Origin of the sequence: Solirubrobacter phytolaccae, from assembly GCF_027587195.1 — a bacterium.
Taxonomy (GTDB): domain Bacteria; phylum Actinomycetota; class Thermoleophilia; order Solirubrobacterales; family Solirubrobacteraceae; genus Solirubrobacter; species Solirubrobacter phytolaccae.
Map to the genome: position 1 here is coordinate 61,318 of NZ_JAPDDP010000030.1, position 17,321 is coordinate 78,638.

19 protein-coding genes are annotated in these 17,321 nt (G+C 72.5%); 6 read left to right on the plus strand and 13 right to left on the minus strand.

Features of this window, described 5'->3' with window-relative positions:
- Positions 1-55 precede the first annotated feature (55 nt).
- From OJ997_RS17440 to OJ997_RS17455, 4 genes are read right to left on the minus strand one after another with little or no spacing between them, the layout of a single operon-like run.
- A complete protein-coding gene (locus OJ997_RS17440) occupies positions 56-3,766 on the minus strand; it encodes a SpoIIE family protein phosphatase (protein ID WP_270026459.1) in 3,711 nt (1,236 codons plus the stop codon).
- Between the two features lie 7 nt (positions 3,767-3,773).
- On the minus strand, positions 3,774-4,118 hold the full coding sequence (locus tag OJ997_RS17445) for an STAS domain-containing protein (protein ID WP_270026460.1): 345 nt from the start codon (positions 4,116-4,118) through the stop codon (positions 3,774-3,776).
- A 27-nt stretch (positions 4,119-4,145) separates the two neighbouring features.
- Entirely contained in the window at positions 4,146-4,502 is a 357-nt protein-coding gene (locus tag OJ997_RS17450; protein ID WP_270026461.1) for a hypothetical protein, read from the minus strand.
- A complete protein-coding gene (locus tag OJ997_RS17455; protein ID WP_270026462.1) occupies positions 4,499-5,449 on the minus strand; it encodes an ornithine cyclodeaminase family protein in 951 nt (316 codons plus the stop codon). The genes OJ997_RS17450 and OJ997_RS17455 overlap by 4 nt, the downstream gene beginning before the upstream one ends.
- Positions 5,450-5,474: 25 nt before the next feature.
- Between OJ997_RS17455 and OJ997_RS17460 the strand changes: the two genes are divergently transcribed.
- Complete coding sequence (locus OJ997_RS17460; RefSeq protein ID WP_270026463.1) at positions 5,475-5,675, plus strand: Sec-independent protein translocase subunit TatA/TatB; 201 nt, start codon at positions 5,475-5,477, stop codon at positions 5,673-5,675.
- Positions 5,676-6,109: 434 nt separating this feature from the next.
- Here OJ997_RS17460 and OJ997_RS17465 read toward each other — a convergent pair whose 3' ends face one another.
- From OJ997_RS17465 to OJ997_RS17475, 3 genes are read right to left on the minus strand one after another with little or no spacing between them, the layout of a single operon-like run.
- The gene (locus OJ997_RS17465; RefSeq protein ID WP_270026464.1) at positions 6,110-7,309 is read right to left on the minus strand and encodes an MFS transporter; all 1,200 of its coding nucleotides are present in this window, start codon (positions 7,307-7,309) and stop codon (positions 6,110-6,112) included.
- The gene (locus OJ997_RS17470) at positions 7,306-8,403 is read right to left on the minus strand and encodes an AI-2E family transporter (protein ID WP_270026465.1); all 1,098 of its coding nucleotides are present in this window, start codon (positions 8,401-8,403) and stop codon (positions 7,306-7,308) included. The genes OJ997_RS17465 and OJ997_RS17470 overlap by 4 nt, the downstream gene beginning before the upstream one ends.
- A 41-nt stretch (positions 8,404-8,444) precedes the next feature.
- Positions 8,445-10,472: an MMPL family transporter gene (locus tag OJ997_RS17475; RefSeq protein WP_270026466.1), complete on the minus strand. Its 2,028-nt coding sequence runs from the start codon at positions 10,470-10,472 to the stop codon at positions 8,445-8,447.
- Positions 10,473-10,531: 59 nt separating this feature from the next.
- Between OJ997_RS17475 and OJ997_RS17480 the strand changes: the two genes are divergently transcribed.
- A complete protein-coding gene (locus OJ997_RS17480) occupies positions 10,532-11,191 on the plus strand; it encodes a TetR/AcrR family transcriptional regulator (RefSeq protein WP_270026467.1) in 660 nt (219 codons plus the stop codon).
- 4 nt (positions 11,192-11,195) lie between these two features.
- Complete coding sequence (locus OJ997_RS17485; protein WP_372517907.1) at positions 11,196-11,483, plus strand: PAAR domain-containing protein; 288 nt, start codon at positions 11,196-11,198, stop codon at positions 11,481-11,483.
- Here OJ997_RS17485 and OJ997_RS37635 read toward each other — a convergent pair.
- Positions 11,480-11,815: a J domain-containing protein gene (locus tag OJ997_RS37635; RefSeq protein WP_270026469.1), complete on the minus strand. Its 336-nt coding sequence runs from the start codon at positions 11,813-11,815 to the stop codon at positions 11,480-11,482. The genes OJ997_RS17485 and OJ997_RS37635 overlap by 4 nt on opposite strands.
- 24 nt (positions 11,816-11,839) lie before the next feature.
- On the opposite strand from OJ997_RS37635, the gene OJ997_RS37640 reads away from it, so the two are divergent.
- Positions 11,840-12,532, plus strand: coding sequence for a hypothetical protein (locus OJ997_RS37640; protein WP_270026470.1), 693 nt, complete (start codon positions 11,840-11,842; stop codon positions 12,530-12,532).
- Between the two features lie 21 nt (positions 12,533-12,553).
- On the opposite strand, the gene OJ997_RS17500 is transcribed toward OJ997_RS37640, so the two are convergent.
- From OJ997_RS17500 to OJ997_RS17510, 3 genes are all read right to left on the minus strand, one after another.
- Complete coding sequence (locus OJ997_RS17500; RefSeq protein ID WP_270026471.1) at positions 12,554-13,279, minus strand: TSUP family transporter; 726 nt, start codon at positions 13,277-13,279, stop codon at positions 12,554-12,556.
- A gap of 52 nt (positions 13,280-13,331) precedes the next feature.
- Positions 13,332-13,946, minus strand: a complete 615-nt coding sequence (locus OJ997_RS17505; RefSeq protein WP_270026472.1) for a hypothetical protein — start codon at positions 13,944-13,946, stop codon at positions 13,332-13,334.
- Positions 13,947-14,009: 63 nt separating this feature from the next.
- Positions 14,010-14,813 (minus strand): helix-turn-helix domain-containing protein, encoded by an 804-nt coding sequence (locus OJ997_RS17510; RefSeq protein WP_270026473.1) that lies wholly within the window; start codon positions 14,811-14,813, stop codon positions 14,010-14,012.
- 103 nt (positions 14,814-14,916) lie between these two features.
- On the opposite strand from OJ997_RS17510, the gene OJ997_RS17515 reads away from it, so the two are divergent.
- Positions 14,917-15,975, plus strand: a complete 1,059-nt coding sequence (locus tag OJ997_RS17515; RefSeq protein WP_270026474.1) for an aldo/keto reductase — start codon at positions 14,917-14,919, stop codon at positions 15,973-15,975.
- Here OJ997_RS17515 and OJ997_RS17520 read toward each other — a convergent pair.
- Together OJ997_RS17520 and OJ997_RS17525 are read right to left on the minus strand one after the other, a co-directional pair.
- Entirely contained in the window at positions 15,859-16,398 is a 540-nt protein-coding gene (locus tag OJ997_RS17520; protein ID WP_270026475.1) for a hypothetical protein, read from the minus strand. The genes OJ997_RS17515 and OJ997_RS17520 overlap by 117 nt on opposite strands.
- Before the next feature lie 55 nt (positions 16,399-16,453).
- Positions 16,454-17,005 (minus strand): dienelactone hydrolase family protein, encoded by a 552-nt coding sequence (locus tag OJ997_RS17525; protein WP_270026476.1) that lies wholly within the window; start codon positions 17,003-17,005, stop codon positions 16,454-16,456.
- 93 nt (positions 17,006-17,098) lie between these two features.
- Between OJ997_RS17525 and OJ997_RS17530 the strand changes: the two genes are divergently transcribed.
- On the plus strand, positions 17,099-17,321 hold a 223-nt coding region (locus tag OJ997_RS17530; protein ID WP_270026477.1), incomplete at its 3' end, for a hypothetical protein.

The window sequence follows — 17,321 nt, forward strand, 5'->3', positions numbered from 1 at the left end:
AACCCACATGAGAGTCAAGTGCAAGTTACATGAGTAAGCGGGACGCCCGGTCCGGCTAGGCGTAGCGAGCGAGCGTGAGCTCGCACCACACGGACTTGCCGTCGCGCAATGGGCGCGTGCCCCACCGGTGAGCGACGGCCGCCGTGAGCTGCAATCCGCGCCCGTGATCGTCCTCCGGAGTCGGGCGCAGCTTGCGCGGAATCGCCGCCGCGCCGTCGTCGACCTCGATCCGCAGGTGCTCCGGATCACGCCGCAGACGCAGCTCGACCGGTGCGCGGCCGTGCCGGATGGCGTTGGTGACGAGCTCCCCACCGATCAGCAGGACGTCGTCGAGCAGCCGCTGCGAGAAGCCCCACTCGCGGAGCGTCTCGGTCGTGAAGATCCGCGCGCGCTGGATCTCGCGCAGGTCGTGCTCCAGACGCAACGCGGCGGCGGTCTGCGGCGGTGCGGGACGCACGCGGGCGACGAGCAGCGCGACGTCGTCGTCGCTCCCGTCCGGGACGAGCGCGTGCACGAGGGCGTCCGGGATCCGCTCGATCGGGCCGTCGCCGTCGGCCGCGGCGAGCGCGGCGGCCAGCTGGTCGATGCCGGCGTCGATCACGCGGTCGCGTCGCTCGACGAGCCCGTCGGTGTAGAGCGCGAGCCGCGAGCCGGCGATCAGGTCCGCGCGGGCCTCCGTGAATAGCGGCGAGCCGGTCCCGAGCGGCGGGCCGGCGGACTCGTCCAGCCGCGTGGGCGGTTCACCGGGCGTGACCAGCAGCGGCGGCAGCGCGCCGGCGTTGGCGTACGTCAGCGAGCAGTCGCGGGGGTCGAAGACGGCGACGAGGCAGGTGACGATCTGCTCCGCCCCGAGCTGGCCGACGACGTGGTCGAGCATCTCCAGCACGTCCGCGGGTGAGAGCTCGAGCTGCGCGTAGGCGCGCACCGCGGCGCGCAGCTGGCCCATGACCGCCGCCGCGCGCACGCCGCGGCCGATCACGTCCCCGAGTACGAGCCCGGTCCTTCCCGCGCCGAGGTCGATCACGTCGTACCAGTCGCCGCCGACCTGGGTGCCGGCGACACCCGCGTGGTAGTAGGCGGCGACGTCGAGCTGCTCGGCGTCGAAGGACCGCTCGGGCATCAGGCTCTGCTGGAGCTCGTCGGCGATCCGCCGCTCACGCGCGGCGGCTTCACGTTCGGCCTCGGCCTGCGCCACCGCCCGCTCGGCGGCCCGCTGCTCGGTGACGTCCTGGACGCTGCCGCGCAGGATCGCCGGCTCGCCGTGCTCGTCGTGATCGACCTCGCCCAGCGCGTGGTGCACGCGCGTGCCGTTGGTCGGCGTCACGAACCGCATCTCGATCTCGAAGCCACCGTCGGTGAGGCCCGCCTGGATCGCGGCGAGCACGCGCTCGAGGTCGTCGGCGTGCACCCGCTGGATCGCCTGCTCGAACCCGCCCGCCCGCAGCTCCTCCAGCGTCATGTCCACCTGGCGCAGGTACTCCGCCGACGCCGTCATCTCGTTCGTCGCCAGGTCGATCTCCCAGCTGCCCACACGCGCGAGCCGCTGCGCCTGGTCGAGCAGGTCGCCGCTGCGTCGGAGCGCGTCGCGGGTGCGGCGGGCGCGGTCGAGCTCGATGTTCGCGTGCACCCGCGCGAGCAGCTCGCGCGCCGCGAACGGCTTGATCAGGTAGTCGTCGGCGCCCGCCTCGAGCCCTTCGATCGTGCCCTCCTCACCGGCGCGCGCGGAGACCATGATCACGGGGATGTCCGTCGTCGCCGGGTCGGCCTGGAGGCCGGCGAGCAACCCGAAGCCGTCCAGGTTGGGCATCATCACGTCGGTCACGACCAGCTCGGGCGGGTCGCGCCGGGCGAGCTCCAGCGCGACCGCGCCGTCGGGCGCCGTCTGCACCGCGTAGCGGCCGTCGAGCAGCGACGCGATGTAGGAGCGCATGTCCGCGTTGTCGTCGACGACGAGCACGCTGGGACGTTCACCGGCGTGCGCGGCGAGCGTCGACTGGGTGTCGTCGGGTGTGAGCCAGCGCATCGCCTCCGCGACGAAGTCCTCCGCGTAGCGCTCCGCCGCCGTCTGCCCGGACGGCTGGGTGACGACCTGGTCGGCGGGCAGGTGCTCGGCGCCGTACGGGATCGTGACGGTGAACGTCGAGCCTTCGCCGGAGACGGAGTGCACGGCCGCGCCGCCGCCGTGGAGCTCGGCGAGCTCCGTCACGAGCGCGAGCCCGACGCCCGTGCCCTCGTGGCTGCGCGAGCGGGCGCCGACGACCCGATGGAAGCGCTCGAACAGGCGCTCCTGCTCGCCGGGCTCGATGCCGATGCCGGTGTCGCGCACCTTCAGCTCGGCCCCACCGTCGTGCCCGCGCAGCGTCACGGTGACGCCGCCCGAGAACGTGAACTTGAGCGCGTTCGAGAGCAGGTTCATGACGATCTTCGCCCACATTTCGGCGTCCACGTACACCGGGGCCGGAAGCGCCTCGGTCTCGACCGTGAGCGTGAGCCCGGCGCGCTCGTAGGCCGAGTCGAACATGCTCGCCAGCTCGGCCGTGTAGCGGCCGAGTTCGATCGGCGCGTAGGCGGCGTTGATGCGCCCGGACTGCAGGCGCGAGAAGTCCAGCAGCGTGTTGACGAGCTTGAGCAGGCGCTGCGCGTTGCGGTGGATGCGCTCGACGCGGACGCGCTGGTCGCCGTCGAGCCGGTCACCGGGGTCGGCGAGTGCGTCCTCGGCGGGCCCGAGGAGCAGCGTGAGCGGGGTGCGCAGCTCGTGGCTGACGTTGGTGAAGAACGCGGTCTTGGCCTCGTCGAGCTCCATCAGACGCTCCGCGCGCAGGCGCTCCTCCTCGTACGCGCGCATGTTCGTCAGGCCGGCGGTGATCTGACCGGCGATCAGCTCGAGGAAGCCGCGGTAGTCCTCGTCGAGCGCGCGGTAGCGGTTGAGGCCGGCGACGAGGAAGCCGACGCTGCCGAGTGGCAGGCAGAGCGCCGCGAGCGGCGGTTCCTCCCAGGCGCCACGCGGCGGGTCGACGCCTTCGAGGCCCTCGACGAGCTGCGGCTCGCCGTCGACGAGCGCGCCGAGCGGCCACGTGTCCACGGGCGGTGCGAACGCTCCTCCGCTGCCGGTGGCGATGCGCGGCGTGCCGTCCTCGTCGAACAGGTACACGAGCGTGAACGGCAGCGTGCGCAGGTCCGTGCCGAGGTTCTCGGCGGCGGCGGTGAGGACCTCCGCCTCGTCGCGCGCGGACGAGATGCCGGCGCTGAGGTCACGCAGCGTCGAGAGCTGGCGGGCGCCGATGACACGCTCGGTCTCCTCCGAGACGACGCACAGCATCCCTTGGATCTCGCCCTCGTCGCCGGCGAGCGGGCTGTAGGAGAACGTGTGGTAGGTCTCCTCGACGAAGCCGCTGCGCTCGAGGAACAGCAGCAGGTCCTGGTCCCACGTCGCCTGGCCCGTGGCGAGCACGCCTTCGATGCGCGGGCCGATGTCCGGCCAGATCTCGGCCCACACCTCACGCGCCGGGCGGCCGAGCGCCCACGGGTACTTCTTGTCGAGCGTGTCGCGCCGGTAGGCGTCGTTGCAGAAGAACGTGAGGTCCGGGCCCCACGCCATCCACATGCTGAAGCGGCTCGTGAGGAGCACCTGGACGATGCTCGCGAGGCTGCGCGGCCACTGCTCGGGCTGGCCGAGCGAGGTCGCGTCCCAGTCGACCGCGAGCAGGTCCTGCCCGACCGGTCCGCCGGAGGTCAGGGCAGCGCGCGCGTTGCCGTCCGCGGCCATCGACGAGCTAATTCAGGCGTTCGGACGGGTCGGCGATGATGTCCAGCACCTTCGCGAGCCCGGACAGCTCGAGAATCCGCTGGACCGCCGCTGCGCCGCCGACGGCCACGGCGAACCGCTCGTCGTGCTCCTTCGCCCGCTTCTGCTGGCCGACGATCACGCCGAGCCCGCTCGAGTCGATGAACGTGACCTCGCGCAGGTCGAGCACGACCGACGGGGCTCGCGCCTCCGGGTCCAACAGCGCTTCGCGCAGTCGCGGGGACGTGGCGAGGTCGACCTCACCACCGGCGATCACGACGACACCGCCGTCGCGCCGCTCATGACGTACCTGGAAGAGTGGATTCACCGACACCGCGCGCGAATATACCTTTCCGGCTGCTCAGACACGTGCATATAGGGCGGTTTTGGCGCCCGGCAGCAACTCTCCGAGCGCGTTGATCGTCCGCGCGTACATCAGCGGGCTCGACCAGTGCGCGAGGCCGAGCTCGCCGTGGCGCTCGGCGCCGAGGTAGCCCTGTCGACCCGCGAACGCCGCGGTCGCCGTAGCCCATTGCGCGGCGTCGGTCGCGGCGATCGCGAGCGCGCCGTCCCGCGGCGGCCCCGAGACGCTCACGTAGCGGTAGGGCGCGTCGTCGCGCAGGGCGCGATAGAGCGTGTGTCCGGGCGGCGCGTCGGCCGCGTAGGCGGCGAGGAACGCGTCGTCCTCACCGGGCGGGACGGCGTACTGCTCGATCACGCGAGCGCGCCGGCGATCACCGCGTCCTCCCACGACATCCCGGAGCTCTTGAACAGCCGTGGGCGGTCGGGGTCGATGTGCGCGCCGTCGACGAGCTCGGCGAGCGTGACGAGGGAGCTCTCCGCGAGCGCGCCCGACTTGACGGCGGCGACGACGTCCCCCGCCTCGCGCAGCGCCGACGTGCGCGACTCGACGACCACGGTCGCGCGGGCGGCGAGCGCGTCGTCGGTCTCACGCAGCTCGGGGTCGTGGCTGCCGATCGCGACCACCGTGGCCGTGTCTTTGACCAGCGCGCCGTCGAACACCGGCGTCCCGGACGTCGTGCAGCAGCAGATGATGTCCGCGGCCCGGACCAGCTCGGTGATGTCGTCGTGGTCGCGACCGACGTAGTCCACGTGCTCGATCGGCCGGATCGCGCGGATCGCCTGCTCGTGCGCGTGCCCCTGCGGCCCGCGGCCGAAGATCAGCAGTCGGCTCGCTTCGGGCGTCGCGAGGTGCCGCACCGCGAGCGCGGAGACGGCGGAGGTGCGGACGTTCGTCACCGCGATCCCGTCCGCGAGGGCCGTGGGCGCGAGCGTCTTGGCGTCGAAGACCACCACCACGCCCTGGATGCGCGGGTCCCCGCCGACGCTCACGAGCTTGACGGCCACGTGCTCGCCGACCTCGCTCGGCATCATGATCAGCTCGCCCTGCGTGAGGCCCACGAACTGGCGCGGCGGGTCGTTCTCGGGGTCCAGCCCTTGCTTGAGCGCCGTTTCGAGCGCGTCGACGGCTTTGATCGGAGGCAGCAGCCGCTCGACGTCGGCGGCGGAGAGCAGGCGCAGGTTCATCGCGGCCAGACCCTGACACACCGGCAACGAGATGGACTCATCCGCGGCCCGCCCGTCCGCCATCGTGCTCGCCCAAGTGATCCAGTCGCCGCCCGGCGGCGCAGCACTCTTCAACACGGCTCAAGGAGGTAACACCATGCCCATGGGCATCGGACCTATGGAGATCGTCATCGTCGCCCTGATCGCGCTGATCGTGCTCGGGCCCAAGAAGCTGCCCGACGCGGGCCGCTCTCTGGGCAAGGGCCTGCGCGAGTTCAAGGGCGCCCTGTCGTCCAAGGACGAGCCGGACGACGCCGAGATCGAACGGCGCGTCGAGGCCGCTTCGGCGCGGCAGGCCGCTTAACGGCGAGCACACCCGCGGCCGCCGCGTCAAGCAAACTCGCGCTTCGCGGCGAGCTCGCTTGACCCGTCGGGGCGGGCGCGCTCATGTGCAAATGAGCCGGGTTCCCCGGACTGTGGAACGCGGTGCGTTCCCCGTTGGTATGGCGAGGGCCGAACACCGCCTCGTGGGGTCATCCGTCACTTGACGCCCCTCAGGGGGGTCAACTGACGGATCACCTCGACGGCACGTGCGCGGCTGGTCGTTCGTGATCGATCTGAGGTGAACGCCTGAGCGTTCACTCAGTGAGGGGAACCCTCCTCACCTGCCCACATCACGCCCGCCGCGACGGGTCAAGCAATTCCTGACGACCGCGTCGCCAACCTCGGCGTCACGAGCATGAATTGCTTGACGCGGCCCCCGCGGGTGTGATCAGCCGTTGCCGGTGACGCGCGCGGTCACAACCGGCGCAGCGGCCACAGCGACAACAACGTCGCCGCTGCGCACACGCCCCACACCGCCTGATACGAGCCCGCCACGCTCACCGCGATGCCGGCGAGCAGCGGGCCGAGCCAGATGCCCATGCCGCGGGAGACGGAGTAGTAGCCCGTCAGCGCGCCGCGCTCGTTGTCGGGCATCAGTGGGATCAGCACGGCGTAGGGCAGCGCCATGATCACGCCGCCGCCGAGGGCGATGAACGGGACCGCGAGCGAGACGACCCAGGTCTGGGGGAAGATCAGCGGCACGAGGAAGCCGAGGCCGTGGATCGGGAGCGCCCAGCGCAGCACGGTGCTCGAGCCGAAGCGGTCGGCCAGCGGGCCGCTCGCCATCGCGGCGAACAGGACGAGGACCGCGACGCCGCCGATGATGCCCGACGAGGCGCTCTGCGAGAAGCCCATCTCGACCGTGACGTAGAGCACGACGAAGGTCTTCAAGGCCGCGAGCGAGAGCTCCCACAGCGCGTTCGCGACGAGGAAGGCCTTGAGCTTGGAGTCGCCGCGCACGATCGCGAACACCTCCTTCATGCCCGCGTGCTGGTCGTTGCGCGGGCGGCGCGGCACGCCGCGGCGGATCAGCACGAACGAGAACACGCCGATGCAGAGCGCGTAGATGATCGCGCCGGCGATGAACGGCGCCGCCTGGCCCCAGGCGAGCAGCAGGCCGCCGCCGCCGAGCGCGATCCCGGTGCCCGCGCCGCGCCAGACGGCCTGGGTGGCCTGGGCGCGGCCCGCGACCTCCTCCCCCACCGCGTCCGGATACAGCGCGCGGTAGGGCTCGTAGGCGATGAAGTAGCCCGCGAAGAACACGAACGCCGCGACCGCGAGCACCGCGACCGAGCCCATGATCGCCATCGCGACCAGGCCGCCGATCACCATCGGCGTCGCGGCGAGCAGGAACGGCAGGCGACCGCCGAACCGCGTGTCCAGCCGGTCCGACCAGACGCCGACGACCAGCGGCAGCCACAGTGCCACGAGTCCTTCCAGCCCGATGATCATGCCGATCACGGCGCTGGACTCGACGAACTCGCGTGCGACGACCGGCGTGTAGGTCGTGACGATCGTCGACGTCAGCGCGAGGGCGAGCGTCGGGATGCCGAGCAGTGCGACGGCACGCTTCTCGGATCGGCGCAGCGAACGTGCGCCTGCCTGCGCTGTCACGTACTCCCGTTTCCGACCATGACCCCGCGGCGAGGCGCGGGCGCGGTGAGCTGCTCCTGCTGGGCGCGCTGCTCACGCAGGTAGCCGACGAGCGCGCTGGCGGCGGTCGCGATCGGCACCGCCAGGAACGCGCCCGCGATCCCCGCGAGCGTGCCGCCCGCGGCGACCGAGACGAGCACGGCGACCGGATGCAGCTTCAGCCGCGGCCCGACGACGACCGGGTAGAGCACGTTGCCCTCGACCTGCTGCACGACGATGATCGTCGCCAGGACGATCAGCGCGTCGGTGGTTCCGCCGGTCACCATCGCGACCAGTACGGCCGCCGCGCCCGCGGCGATCGCCCCGATGATCGGGAAGAACGCGGCGAGCCAGGTGAGCACGATCAGCGGCAACGCGAGCGGAATACCCAGAATCAGCAGCACCACACCGATCAGCACCGCGTCGACCGTCGCCACGAACACGACGCCGCGCGTGTAGGCCGTCAGGTTCCGCCACATCCGGAAGCCGACGTCGTCGACGCTGTCGCGCCGCGCGCGCGGCAGCAGCTCGAGCAGCCACACCCACATGCGCCGCCCGTCCTTGACGATGAAGAAGCTCAGGAACATGATCAGGACGACGCTCGCGAGCGCGCCCGCGAGTGACGTCGCGCCCGCCATCGCGGTGCCCCCGAGCCGCTCGCGCGCCCGGTCGGCGGCGCTGTCGAGCTGCCGGTCGACGGCGGCGCGGTCCATGCCCGCGACGCTCTCGCCGACCGAGTACGCGACGCGCTGCACGCCCTCCTGGACGCTCGTGCCGAGGTCGGTTAGCCGGGCGATGAACGGCGGCAGGATCAGCGCGATCAGCGCGCAGAGGACGAGCACCGCGACCAGCACGGCGATCGACGCGGCGGCCGCGGGACGCATCCCGCGGCACTCGAGCCGGTAGGCGATCGGCTTGAGCAACGTCGCGAGCAGCACGGCGACCGCGATCGGCAGCACCACCGACATCATCCGGCCGACCGCCCAGCCGGCGAGCAGCACGAGCGCCGCGATCCCGAGCAGGGACCACGCGACGCTGCCGACCCGGGTGAGGCCGCCTCGGGCGATGGGAGTCACACCGCCCGCATTCCCAAGATCGGCCGGGGTCATTCACGCCGTCACCCGGCCGAGACGCCCTCCACCCGCAGGTCCGGCAGGCGGCGCAGCCCGCGCGGCAGCGCCCAGTTGCGCTCACCGAGCAGCGCCATCGCGGCGGGGATGAGCACGAGCCGCACGAGCGTCGCGTCCAGCGCGAGCGCCGCCCCCATCCCGAACCCCATCTCCTGGAACGCGACGAGCTGCCCGGTCGCGAAGCCGCTGAAGACGACCACGATGATCGCCGCGGCGCCGGTGATCAGCCGCGCGGTCGAGGTCACGCCATGCGCAATCGCACCGGCCGTGTCCCCCGTCTGCGCCCACCGCTCCTGGATCCGGCTGAGCAGGAACACCTGGTAGTCCATGGAGAGCCCGAAGAGCACGCTGAACAGGAAGATCGGCACCCACGACTCCACCCGCTCGACCTGCGTGAAGCCCAGCAGCGACGCGCCGACGCCATGCTGGAAGACGAGCACGAGGACCCCGTACGCGGCGCCGACCGAGAGCAGGTTGACGGCGATCGCGGTGAGCGGGATCGCGAGCGAGCGGAAAGCCAGCAGGAGCAGCACGAAGCTGAGCGTGAGCACGAACGCGATCACGATCGGCAGCCAGCGCGCGTTGACCGCGAACGCGTCGCGCTCCTCGGCCGGCGAGCCGCCGACGTACGCGGGCGTGGCGCCGAACGCGCGCGGGACGTACTCGTCCCGTAGCCGGTCGATCGCGGCGGACGCGCGCTCGCTGCTCGGCTCGACCGTCAGCGGCACGGAGATCGTGTTGCCGGTAACGGACGAGGCGGCGAAGTCGCGGTCCCGCGCCAGCTCGGCGCGAAGTGCGTCGGCCCCGGTCATCGGGCCGTCGACGACGATCTCCACCGGGTCGGTCGCACCCGCGCTGAAGTCCTGCTGGAGCGCCGCGAGGCCCTGCTTGGCGACCGCCGCGTCCGGGAGCGAGGACGCGCCGGCGCTGCCGAGCTGGAGGCCGAGCACGGGCGTCGCGAGGGCGAGCATGACGAGGACCGCCGCGGCCAGGCTGAGCGCCGGGCGGCGCAGGACGGCGCCCACCACGCGCGCCCACACCGTCGTCTCACGGCGACCCACGAACGGCACGCGCCCGCGTTCCACCCGGTCCCCGAGCACCATCAGCAGCGCCGGGTGGAACGTGAGCGCGACGACCACCGAGACCAGCCCGACCAGCACCGCGCCGAGCCCGAGGCTGCGCAGCGTCGTGTCCGGGACAAGCAGCATCGCGCTCATCGCGAGCACGAACGCGCTGCCGGAGAACACGACCGCGCGGGTGGCCGTGCCCGACACGGTGAGGATCGCCGCACGCGTGTCCGCCCCGGCCGCGCGCTCCTCGCGCAGGCGCGCGACGATGAAGAGCGAGTAGTCGATCCCGAGCGCGAGGCCCATCGCCACGACCATGTTCGTGATGAACAGGTTGAGCTCGAAGACCTGGCCGACGAGCGCGGTGAGGCCGAGCGCGACGACGATCGAGATCACGGCCATCGCCATCGGGATCGCCGCGCCGGCGAGCGTGCCGACCACGAGCAGCAGCACGATCAGCGCCGCGGGCAGGCCGAACTTGAGCTCGCCGTTCGCGAGGTCCTCCTCGGAGAGCACCGTGAAGTCGCGTTCGAGGGTCTGCTCGCCGGCGATGCTCGCGTGGAAGCCGCCTCGGTCCAGCGCGTGGACCTGGGCGATCACGCCCTCGATGTCCTCCTCGTCGGTGGTGAGCGCGATCGCCACGGCGTGACCGTCCTCCGAGGTGACGGGCGCGCCACCGAGCGGCGCGATGTGCGCCGCGAAGGCCGGCTCGTCCGCGCGCAGCGCCTCGTTGCGCACGACCACGATCTCCCCGCCCTGCTCGGCGACGTCCTTGAGCTGCGCCGCCCGCTCGGACTCCGGGTGGTTGGTGAGCTTGGACTCCGACGTCAGCCCGCCACCCAGCAGCGCGCCGATCAGCCCGAGCGAGACGAGGACGACGACACCCCACACGGACAGGACTCGACGGGGATGCCGCGTGGCGTATGCGGCCAGCGATTGGATGCTCATGGCGTTCGCGCTCCAAATGTACGGTGTACGTTACGGCGGCTAATGTACGCTGTACATCAATGGCTGTCAAGCGCACTCGCCGCCCCCGTGGCTCGCTCACCCCGGACGTGATCCTCGAAGCCGCCGAAGCCGTCGCCGAGCAGGGCTTCGAAGCGCTCTCGATGCGCGCGGTCGCGGCCCGGCTCGAGGCGGTCCCGATGGCGCTCTACAACCACTTCGCCACGAAGGAGCAGCTCGTCGCGGCGCTGCTGGACCGCGTGCTCTTCCGCTTCGAGCCGCCGCCCGCGACCGACGACTGGATCGAGGACCTGCGGGCGTTCGCGAACGCCCACCGGCGCCTGCTGGCCGCGCACGCCTGGGCCGTCGCGCCGATCTTCACCAACCCGAGCCCAGGCCTGGCGTCCGTGCGGATCGGCGAGCTCGCGCTGGCGATCCTCGTCCGCGGCGGGCTCTCGAACGCGGACGCCGTCGCCGCCTTCAGCGGGATGCTCGCCCTGAACTACGGCTGGGCGTCGTTCACCGCCGCGCGCGACCTCGACCCGGGCGGACCGAGCCACGACGTCGCCGCGATGCTCCGCGCGCTGCCGGCCGAAGCGTTCCCGCTGACCGTGGCCACCGCGGACGCCTGGGGCACGTACGGCTCCGACCGCGACTACGCGTTCGCGCTCGGCCGTTTCCTCGACGGGTTGCGCGCCGCGGCCTCAGACGCGACAATCTGACGCGATGCCCCCAGCCGCGCGCGTAGGCGACATGCATACCTGCCCGATGTTCGACGGCCCGAAGCCGCACGTCGGCGGCCCGATCCTGCCGCCCGGCGCGCCCACCGTGCTGATCGGCGGCATGCCCGCCGCGACGGTCGGCTCGATGTGCACGTGCGTCGGCCCGCCCGACACGATCGCGATGGGCTCCACCCGCGTGATGATCGGCGGCAAGCCCGCCGCGCGCATGGGCGACATGACCGCGCACGGCGGCGTGATCGTCGCCGGCAACCCGATGGTGATGATCAACTAGAGCTTGTCGAGGCTGGACGCGAGGTCGTCGAGCCCGTCGATCAGCGAGTTCACACGGGTGAGCGACGGATCTTCGCCGCGCTTGTGCGGACCTTGCTCCTTGAGCTCGGCCTGGAGCTTCGCGAGGCGCTCCTCGATCGAGCCGTCGGGGACCGGACGGCCACGGATGTCCTCGAACGCAAGCTGGATCTCCTGGAAGCGCCGCGTGGACTCGGGCGAGTTCCCGTTGCGATCCGGGTGGTGGGTCTTGACCAGCCGCCGGTAGGTCTCGAGCACCACCCCGGGCGCGGCGCCGTAGGGCAGGCCGAGCACGCGATATGGATCCTTCGCCACGCGCCCAAACGTATCGTGGGACGCGTGCGGGACTATCTGGACGAGCTCACGCGCAGGTTGCGCGCACGGCTCGGGGACCGGCTGCTGGCGGCGTGGATGATCGGATCGAGCGCGCTCGGGGACTTCGACGCGAGCCGCAGCGACATCGACGTGCAGGCCATCTCGAGCGAGCGCCTCAGCCCCGAGGAGCTGCGCGCGCTGGCGGCGGACCTGAGCGCCGTCGCGTGCCCGGTGCGCGGCCTGGAGTTCGTCCTCTACGCGCGCGAGGACCTGGTCGACCCGCTCGGCCCCGCGTTCAGCCTGAACCTCAACACGGGCCCGGGCATGGACCACCACGAGGGCTACCGCCCGGATGCCGAGCCGCGGTTCTGGTTCACGCTGGACGTCGCGATCGCGCGCCAGCATGCGGTGCCGCTGGCCGGTCCGCACCCGCGTGAGCTCCTCCCGGACCTGCCGCGCGAGCTGGTCGTCGCGCGACTGCACGACTCGCTCGCCTGGTGGGGCGACTACGGCGGCCCGCAGGCGGTGCTCGCCGCGTGCCGCGCGCTCGCCTGGAACGACATCGGCCGCTGGCTCTCCAAGGGCGAGGCGGCCCGCTGGGCGGCCGACCCGATCGCCGACGCGGCCCTCGCCACGCGCAGCGACCCGCACGCGGCGGGACCGACCGCCGACGACGTCGCGTCGTTCGTGGATCGCGCCCGGCAGCGACTCGGCTAGGCACAGCGGACGGCGAGCGCGTCAGGCTCCTGCGAGCAGCGTCGCCGCCCCCGCCGCGGCGATCGCGAGCACCGTGAGCCGATGCGCGCGGGGCTCGAGGCGCCCCGCGAGCGGCGTGCCCGCCACGGCGCCCACGAACAGCGCCGGCGAGAGCGCGACCGCAACCAGCGCGCCATGCACGTCACTCGTGCCCAGAAGCGCCGCGAACGCGAGCGCCGTCGAGCCGAGCACCGCCGTGCACAGCCAGAGCCGCCGCCGGAGCGCGTCCCCGCCGGTGCCCGCCTCGAGCGTGAGCAGGAGCGCCACGAACGGGCCGATCACGGCGGTCAGCGCGCCGACCGCGCCCATCCCGAGCCCCGCGACCGCGCCGCCCACCCGGCCGGGCGGACGCCGCGGGCCCCGCCGTCCGATCAGCGCCGCCGCGCACCCGAGCAGAAGCACCGCCGCCGCCGCGACCCGCAGCTCCGTTCCGCGCAACCCGCCGAGCACCAGCAGCGCGACGAGCTGCCCGACCGGCGCGAACGCGAGCAGCCCGCGCGTGACGTCATCGAGCTGCGGCCGCCCCCGGCTCGCGACCAACAGCCCGACCGACAGCAGCACTCCCGCCGCCAGCACGCACGGCACGGCCTGCCCGTCCGGCAGGACGGCGATCGCCGCGGGCAGCAGCACGAGCGAGTACCCGACGCCGATCGCCCGCTGGATCGCGGCGCACACCACCGCCGCCAGAGCGAGGACAACGAAGCTCACGGAGGGATACGGACGCGCCCGTCCGCGCGACGAGACTCACGGCGCGCGGCCGCTATCGACGCTTGGCGAAGCGGCGGTCGTAGAGACCGTCGTACTCGCCGGACCCGCCCTTGCCGTCGTTGTAGTGCTGACGGCCGAGCAGACGGCCGCGCTCGTCGAGCGCGACGATGTCGTTCGGGTGCACGCGACTGAGCCCGTCGACGGGTACGTGGACGGCGAACAGTCGCTTGCTCGGATCTCCCGGGTACGGCTCCGTGGGAACGCGCAGCGCGTCACGGCCCTTGCCGAAGCGCACCGTGGCGGCGTCGGCGATGGTCACCCCGAAGTACACGGTGCCCGTGTCCGTGTCTACGGTCCCCGCCTCCACGGCCCAGCCGGACACGTACGTCATCCCGCCTCCGCCCTTGTCGGCCTGAAACAGGATGACCGGCGCGTTGTCCTGCCAACGGGCAAGTGCGGCCCTCCGACCCGTCCCGGCGAGCGCGGGCGGGTCCCACCGCTGGATCGGCGGCAGGTCCTCACGCCAGCCGAACTCCTCGGTCAGCGCCTCCGGATCGTCGGACGATGTCCCCGCGAAGGACGCGGAGAACGTCCAGCCCCCGGCGATCGCAAGCACCACGCCCAGCACGGCGGCAAGGAGCATCATGGCCGCGATCGGGCGCCTCATGCCCGGCATTGTGACGCGCGCGCAGGCAACGCGCACTAGTTCATCCGGCCAAGCGTTCCACGCTCAAGCGATCACACTCCCCAGCAGGCGCAGCGCGCGTTCGGAGTCGCTGCCCGGCTCCGCGTGGTAGACGACCAGCGTCTGGTCCTCGGCCTCCGCGACGCGGAGCTTGTCGAAGCTGAGCGTGAGCGGCCCGACCTGCGGGTGGAGCATGTGGTGCACGCCCCCGCCGACGAGGGGCCGTACGTCGTGGCGCACCCAGACGCGGCGGAAGCTGTCGCTGCGCACGGACAGCTCGCCGACGAGCTCGATCAGCCGCGGGTCCTCCACGTCCGGGCCGGCGTTCGCCCGCAGCGCGGCGACCAGGCGCTTCACGCCCGCCTCGTGGTCGTCGACCAGCGCGGCGAACTCGGCGTCGAGGAACGCGGCGTGGACGAGGTTGCGGCCGGGTTGGAACACCGGTGAGATCGCGGTGGCGAGCGCGTTCGCGGCGAGAATGTCCATGTGGCGTCCCTGCACGTACGCGGGCGTCTCCGTCCACGCCGCGAGCAGCTGCACCAGGCTCGGCCGGACCCGCTCGGCGCGGCGCGGGCGAGGCTTCGGCGCAGCGAGCGCGTGCAGGTGCGCGGTGGCGTCCTCCTCCAGCCGGAGCGCGCGGGCGAGCGCGTCGAGCACCTGCGGCGACGGGTGCTGATCGCGCCCCTGCTCGAGCCGCGTGTAGTACTCGGTGCTGATCCCGGCGAGCAGCGCCAGCTCGTCGCGCCGCAGCCCGCTCACGCGCCGGCGCGTGGTGACGCTGATGCCGACGTCCTCGGGCAGGACGAGCTCCCGTCGTGCCCGCAGGAACTCGCCGATCTTGCTCGCCATAGGGCGCAAGGTAGGGCACTCGGCGCGCGGCAACGTGGCCCTGCCAGGGCCTCCCTCAGCAGGGCTCTGGCTACGCCGCGGCGCACGCCCGACAGTGGCGGGCATGAACACGATCACGCTTGGCGAGTTGACCGTCTCCGCCCAGGGCCTCGGCTGCATGGGCATGAGCTCGGTTTACGGCGCCGCCGACTGGGACGAGTCGACCCGCACGATCCGCCGCGCCCTGGACCTCGGGGTCACGTTGCTCGACACCGCCGCCGGCTACGGCGACGGCCACAACGAGGTCCTGATCGGCCGCGCGATCGCCGGTCGCCGCGACGAGGTCCAGCTCGCCACCAAAGCCGGCCTCTCATACGCGCGCGGCAAGGTGAGCCTGAACGGCGCGCCCGACCATCTGAAGGCCTCGTGCGACGCCTCGCTGCTGCGGCTCGGCGTCGACGTCATCGACCTCTACTACCTGCACCGTGTCGCGCCCGACGTCCCGCTCGAGGAGTCCGTCGGCGCGCTCGCCGATCTCGTCGCCGACGGCAAGGTGCGCGCGATCGGCCTGTGCGAGATCGACGGCGACCAGCTCCGCGCCGCCCACGCGATCCACCCGATCACCGCCGTCCAGAGCGAGTACTCCCTGTGGTGGCGCGAGCCCGAGCAGACGCTCGTCGACGTCGCGCGCGAGCTCGGCGTCGGCCTCGTCCCCTTCTCCCCGCTCGGCCGCGGTTTCCTCACCGGCGCGCTCAGCGCCGACACCCTGCCGGCCGACGACACGCGCCGTGCCCTCCCGCGCTTCGCCGACGACGCCATGGCCGCGAACGCCTCGCTCGTCGAAGCCGTCCGCGCGGTCGCCGCGACGCACGACGCCACCCCGGCGCAGGTCGCGCTCGCCTGGGTCGGCGCGCAGTCGGACCGGCTCGGCATCCCGGTCGTCCCGATCCCGGGCACGAAGCGCGTGCACCGGCTCGAGGAGAACGCGGCCGCGGCCGACCTGCAGCTGTCGGAGGCGGACCTCAACGCCCTCGACGGCCTCGGCGCCCCAGGCCGTGGGCGCCCGCTACTGAACCGGGCCCGGCGCAGTGTTCACCGGGAGCCGGATGACCGTTTTCCCGTGGCGATCACGCCCGACGATGCGCCGGATCTTCTCCTCCTGTGCGCGCGTGAAGTGCGCTGAGAAGAGCCGCCGCGTGCGGTCGCCCGGTACCCGCTCGGTCTTGACCTCGCGCGGGCGTCCGTGGCCCGTGAAGCGCACCGACCGCACCTCGGCCGTCGTCGCGCCGTAGATGCTGATTCCCGCGTCGCCCTCGGCCCAGATCGACTCCAGCGGCGCGTCCAACGCAAAGGTGGTGCGGACCTGCACGAAGTCGTCCTCGGGCAGCTGGATGACCATCAGCTCGCCACGCTCGTTCCACGCCAGCCCGAGCTGCAACCCGCTCTCGGCCAACGCCGGCGGGTTCCACGGCTCGATCGCGAGTTGCGGGGGCGCAGGCTCGATCGGCTCGCTCCGCGCGCTGCGGTTGAAGTCGACATCGATCCAGAACGAGAGGCTGCCGGAGAGCACGGCGATCGCCAGCAGCACCGCCGCCAGAAGCGTCATTGCCGCGATCGGACGAGCCACGCGCGCATTGTGACGCGCGCGCAGGCGTTGCGCACTAGTTCAGTCGGCTGAGGAACGCGTGCACGCGCTCGATGAACCGCGCGGTCGTCGGTGCGTCGAACAGGTGGCCGCTGCCCGGGTAGAGGAACAGCTCCGCGCCGTTGTCCGCGAACGCGCGGGCCGCGGCGAGGTCACCGTTGGGCGGGAGCGACAGCGGGTCTTCCTCGGTCATGTGGAGCTGCAGCGGCACGCCGACCGGCCAGCCGTCGCCGAACTCCTCCGGCGGAACGCACGAGTGGGCGAGCACGGCGCCGCGGGCTCCCGGCCGGGTCTGGGCGAGCAGCTGCGCCGGGAGGACGCCAAGCGAGAGGCCGATATAGACGAGGTCGACGGCGAGCGGGTCCGTCACACGGCGGCCGCGGGCGAGGATCGTCGGGAAGCCGACCGACTCGGCGTGGGCGACGCCTTCGTCCAGCGTCCCGAACGTGTGGCCGTCGTAGAGGTCGGGGGCGTGGACGGTGTGGCCGGCGGCGCGGAGGGTGTCGGCGAGCGCGACGACGTCGTCGGTCAGCCCGAGGGCGTGGTGGAAGATGACGAGCTCGGCCATCGGCGCCAGGTTACGCAGCGCACCGCAAACAGGCGTTGACAGCACTGATGAGGGGTAAGTTCCCGCCTCGGAACCATCTGACGGGAGGAAGATGTGAAACGCACTCTGCTGCCGACGATCGCGCTGGCGATCGCGGTCTCAGGCGCCGGCGCGGCGACCGCCGCGGCGGGCGGTCGTGACAAGCCGGGCCAGCACGGCGGGGACAGGCCGGGCGGCGGGCACCACGGTGGTGGCGGCCACGGCGGACCGGGAGGCCCGGGCGGCGGGCACGGCGGACCCGGCGGTGGGCACGGCGGACCGGGCGGCGGGCACGGCA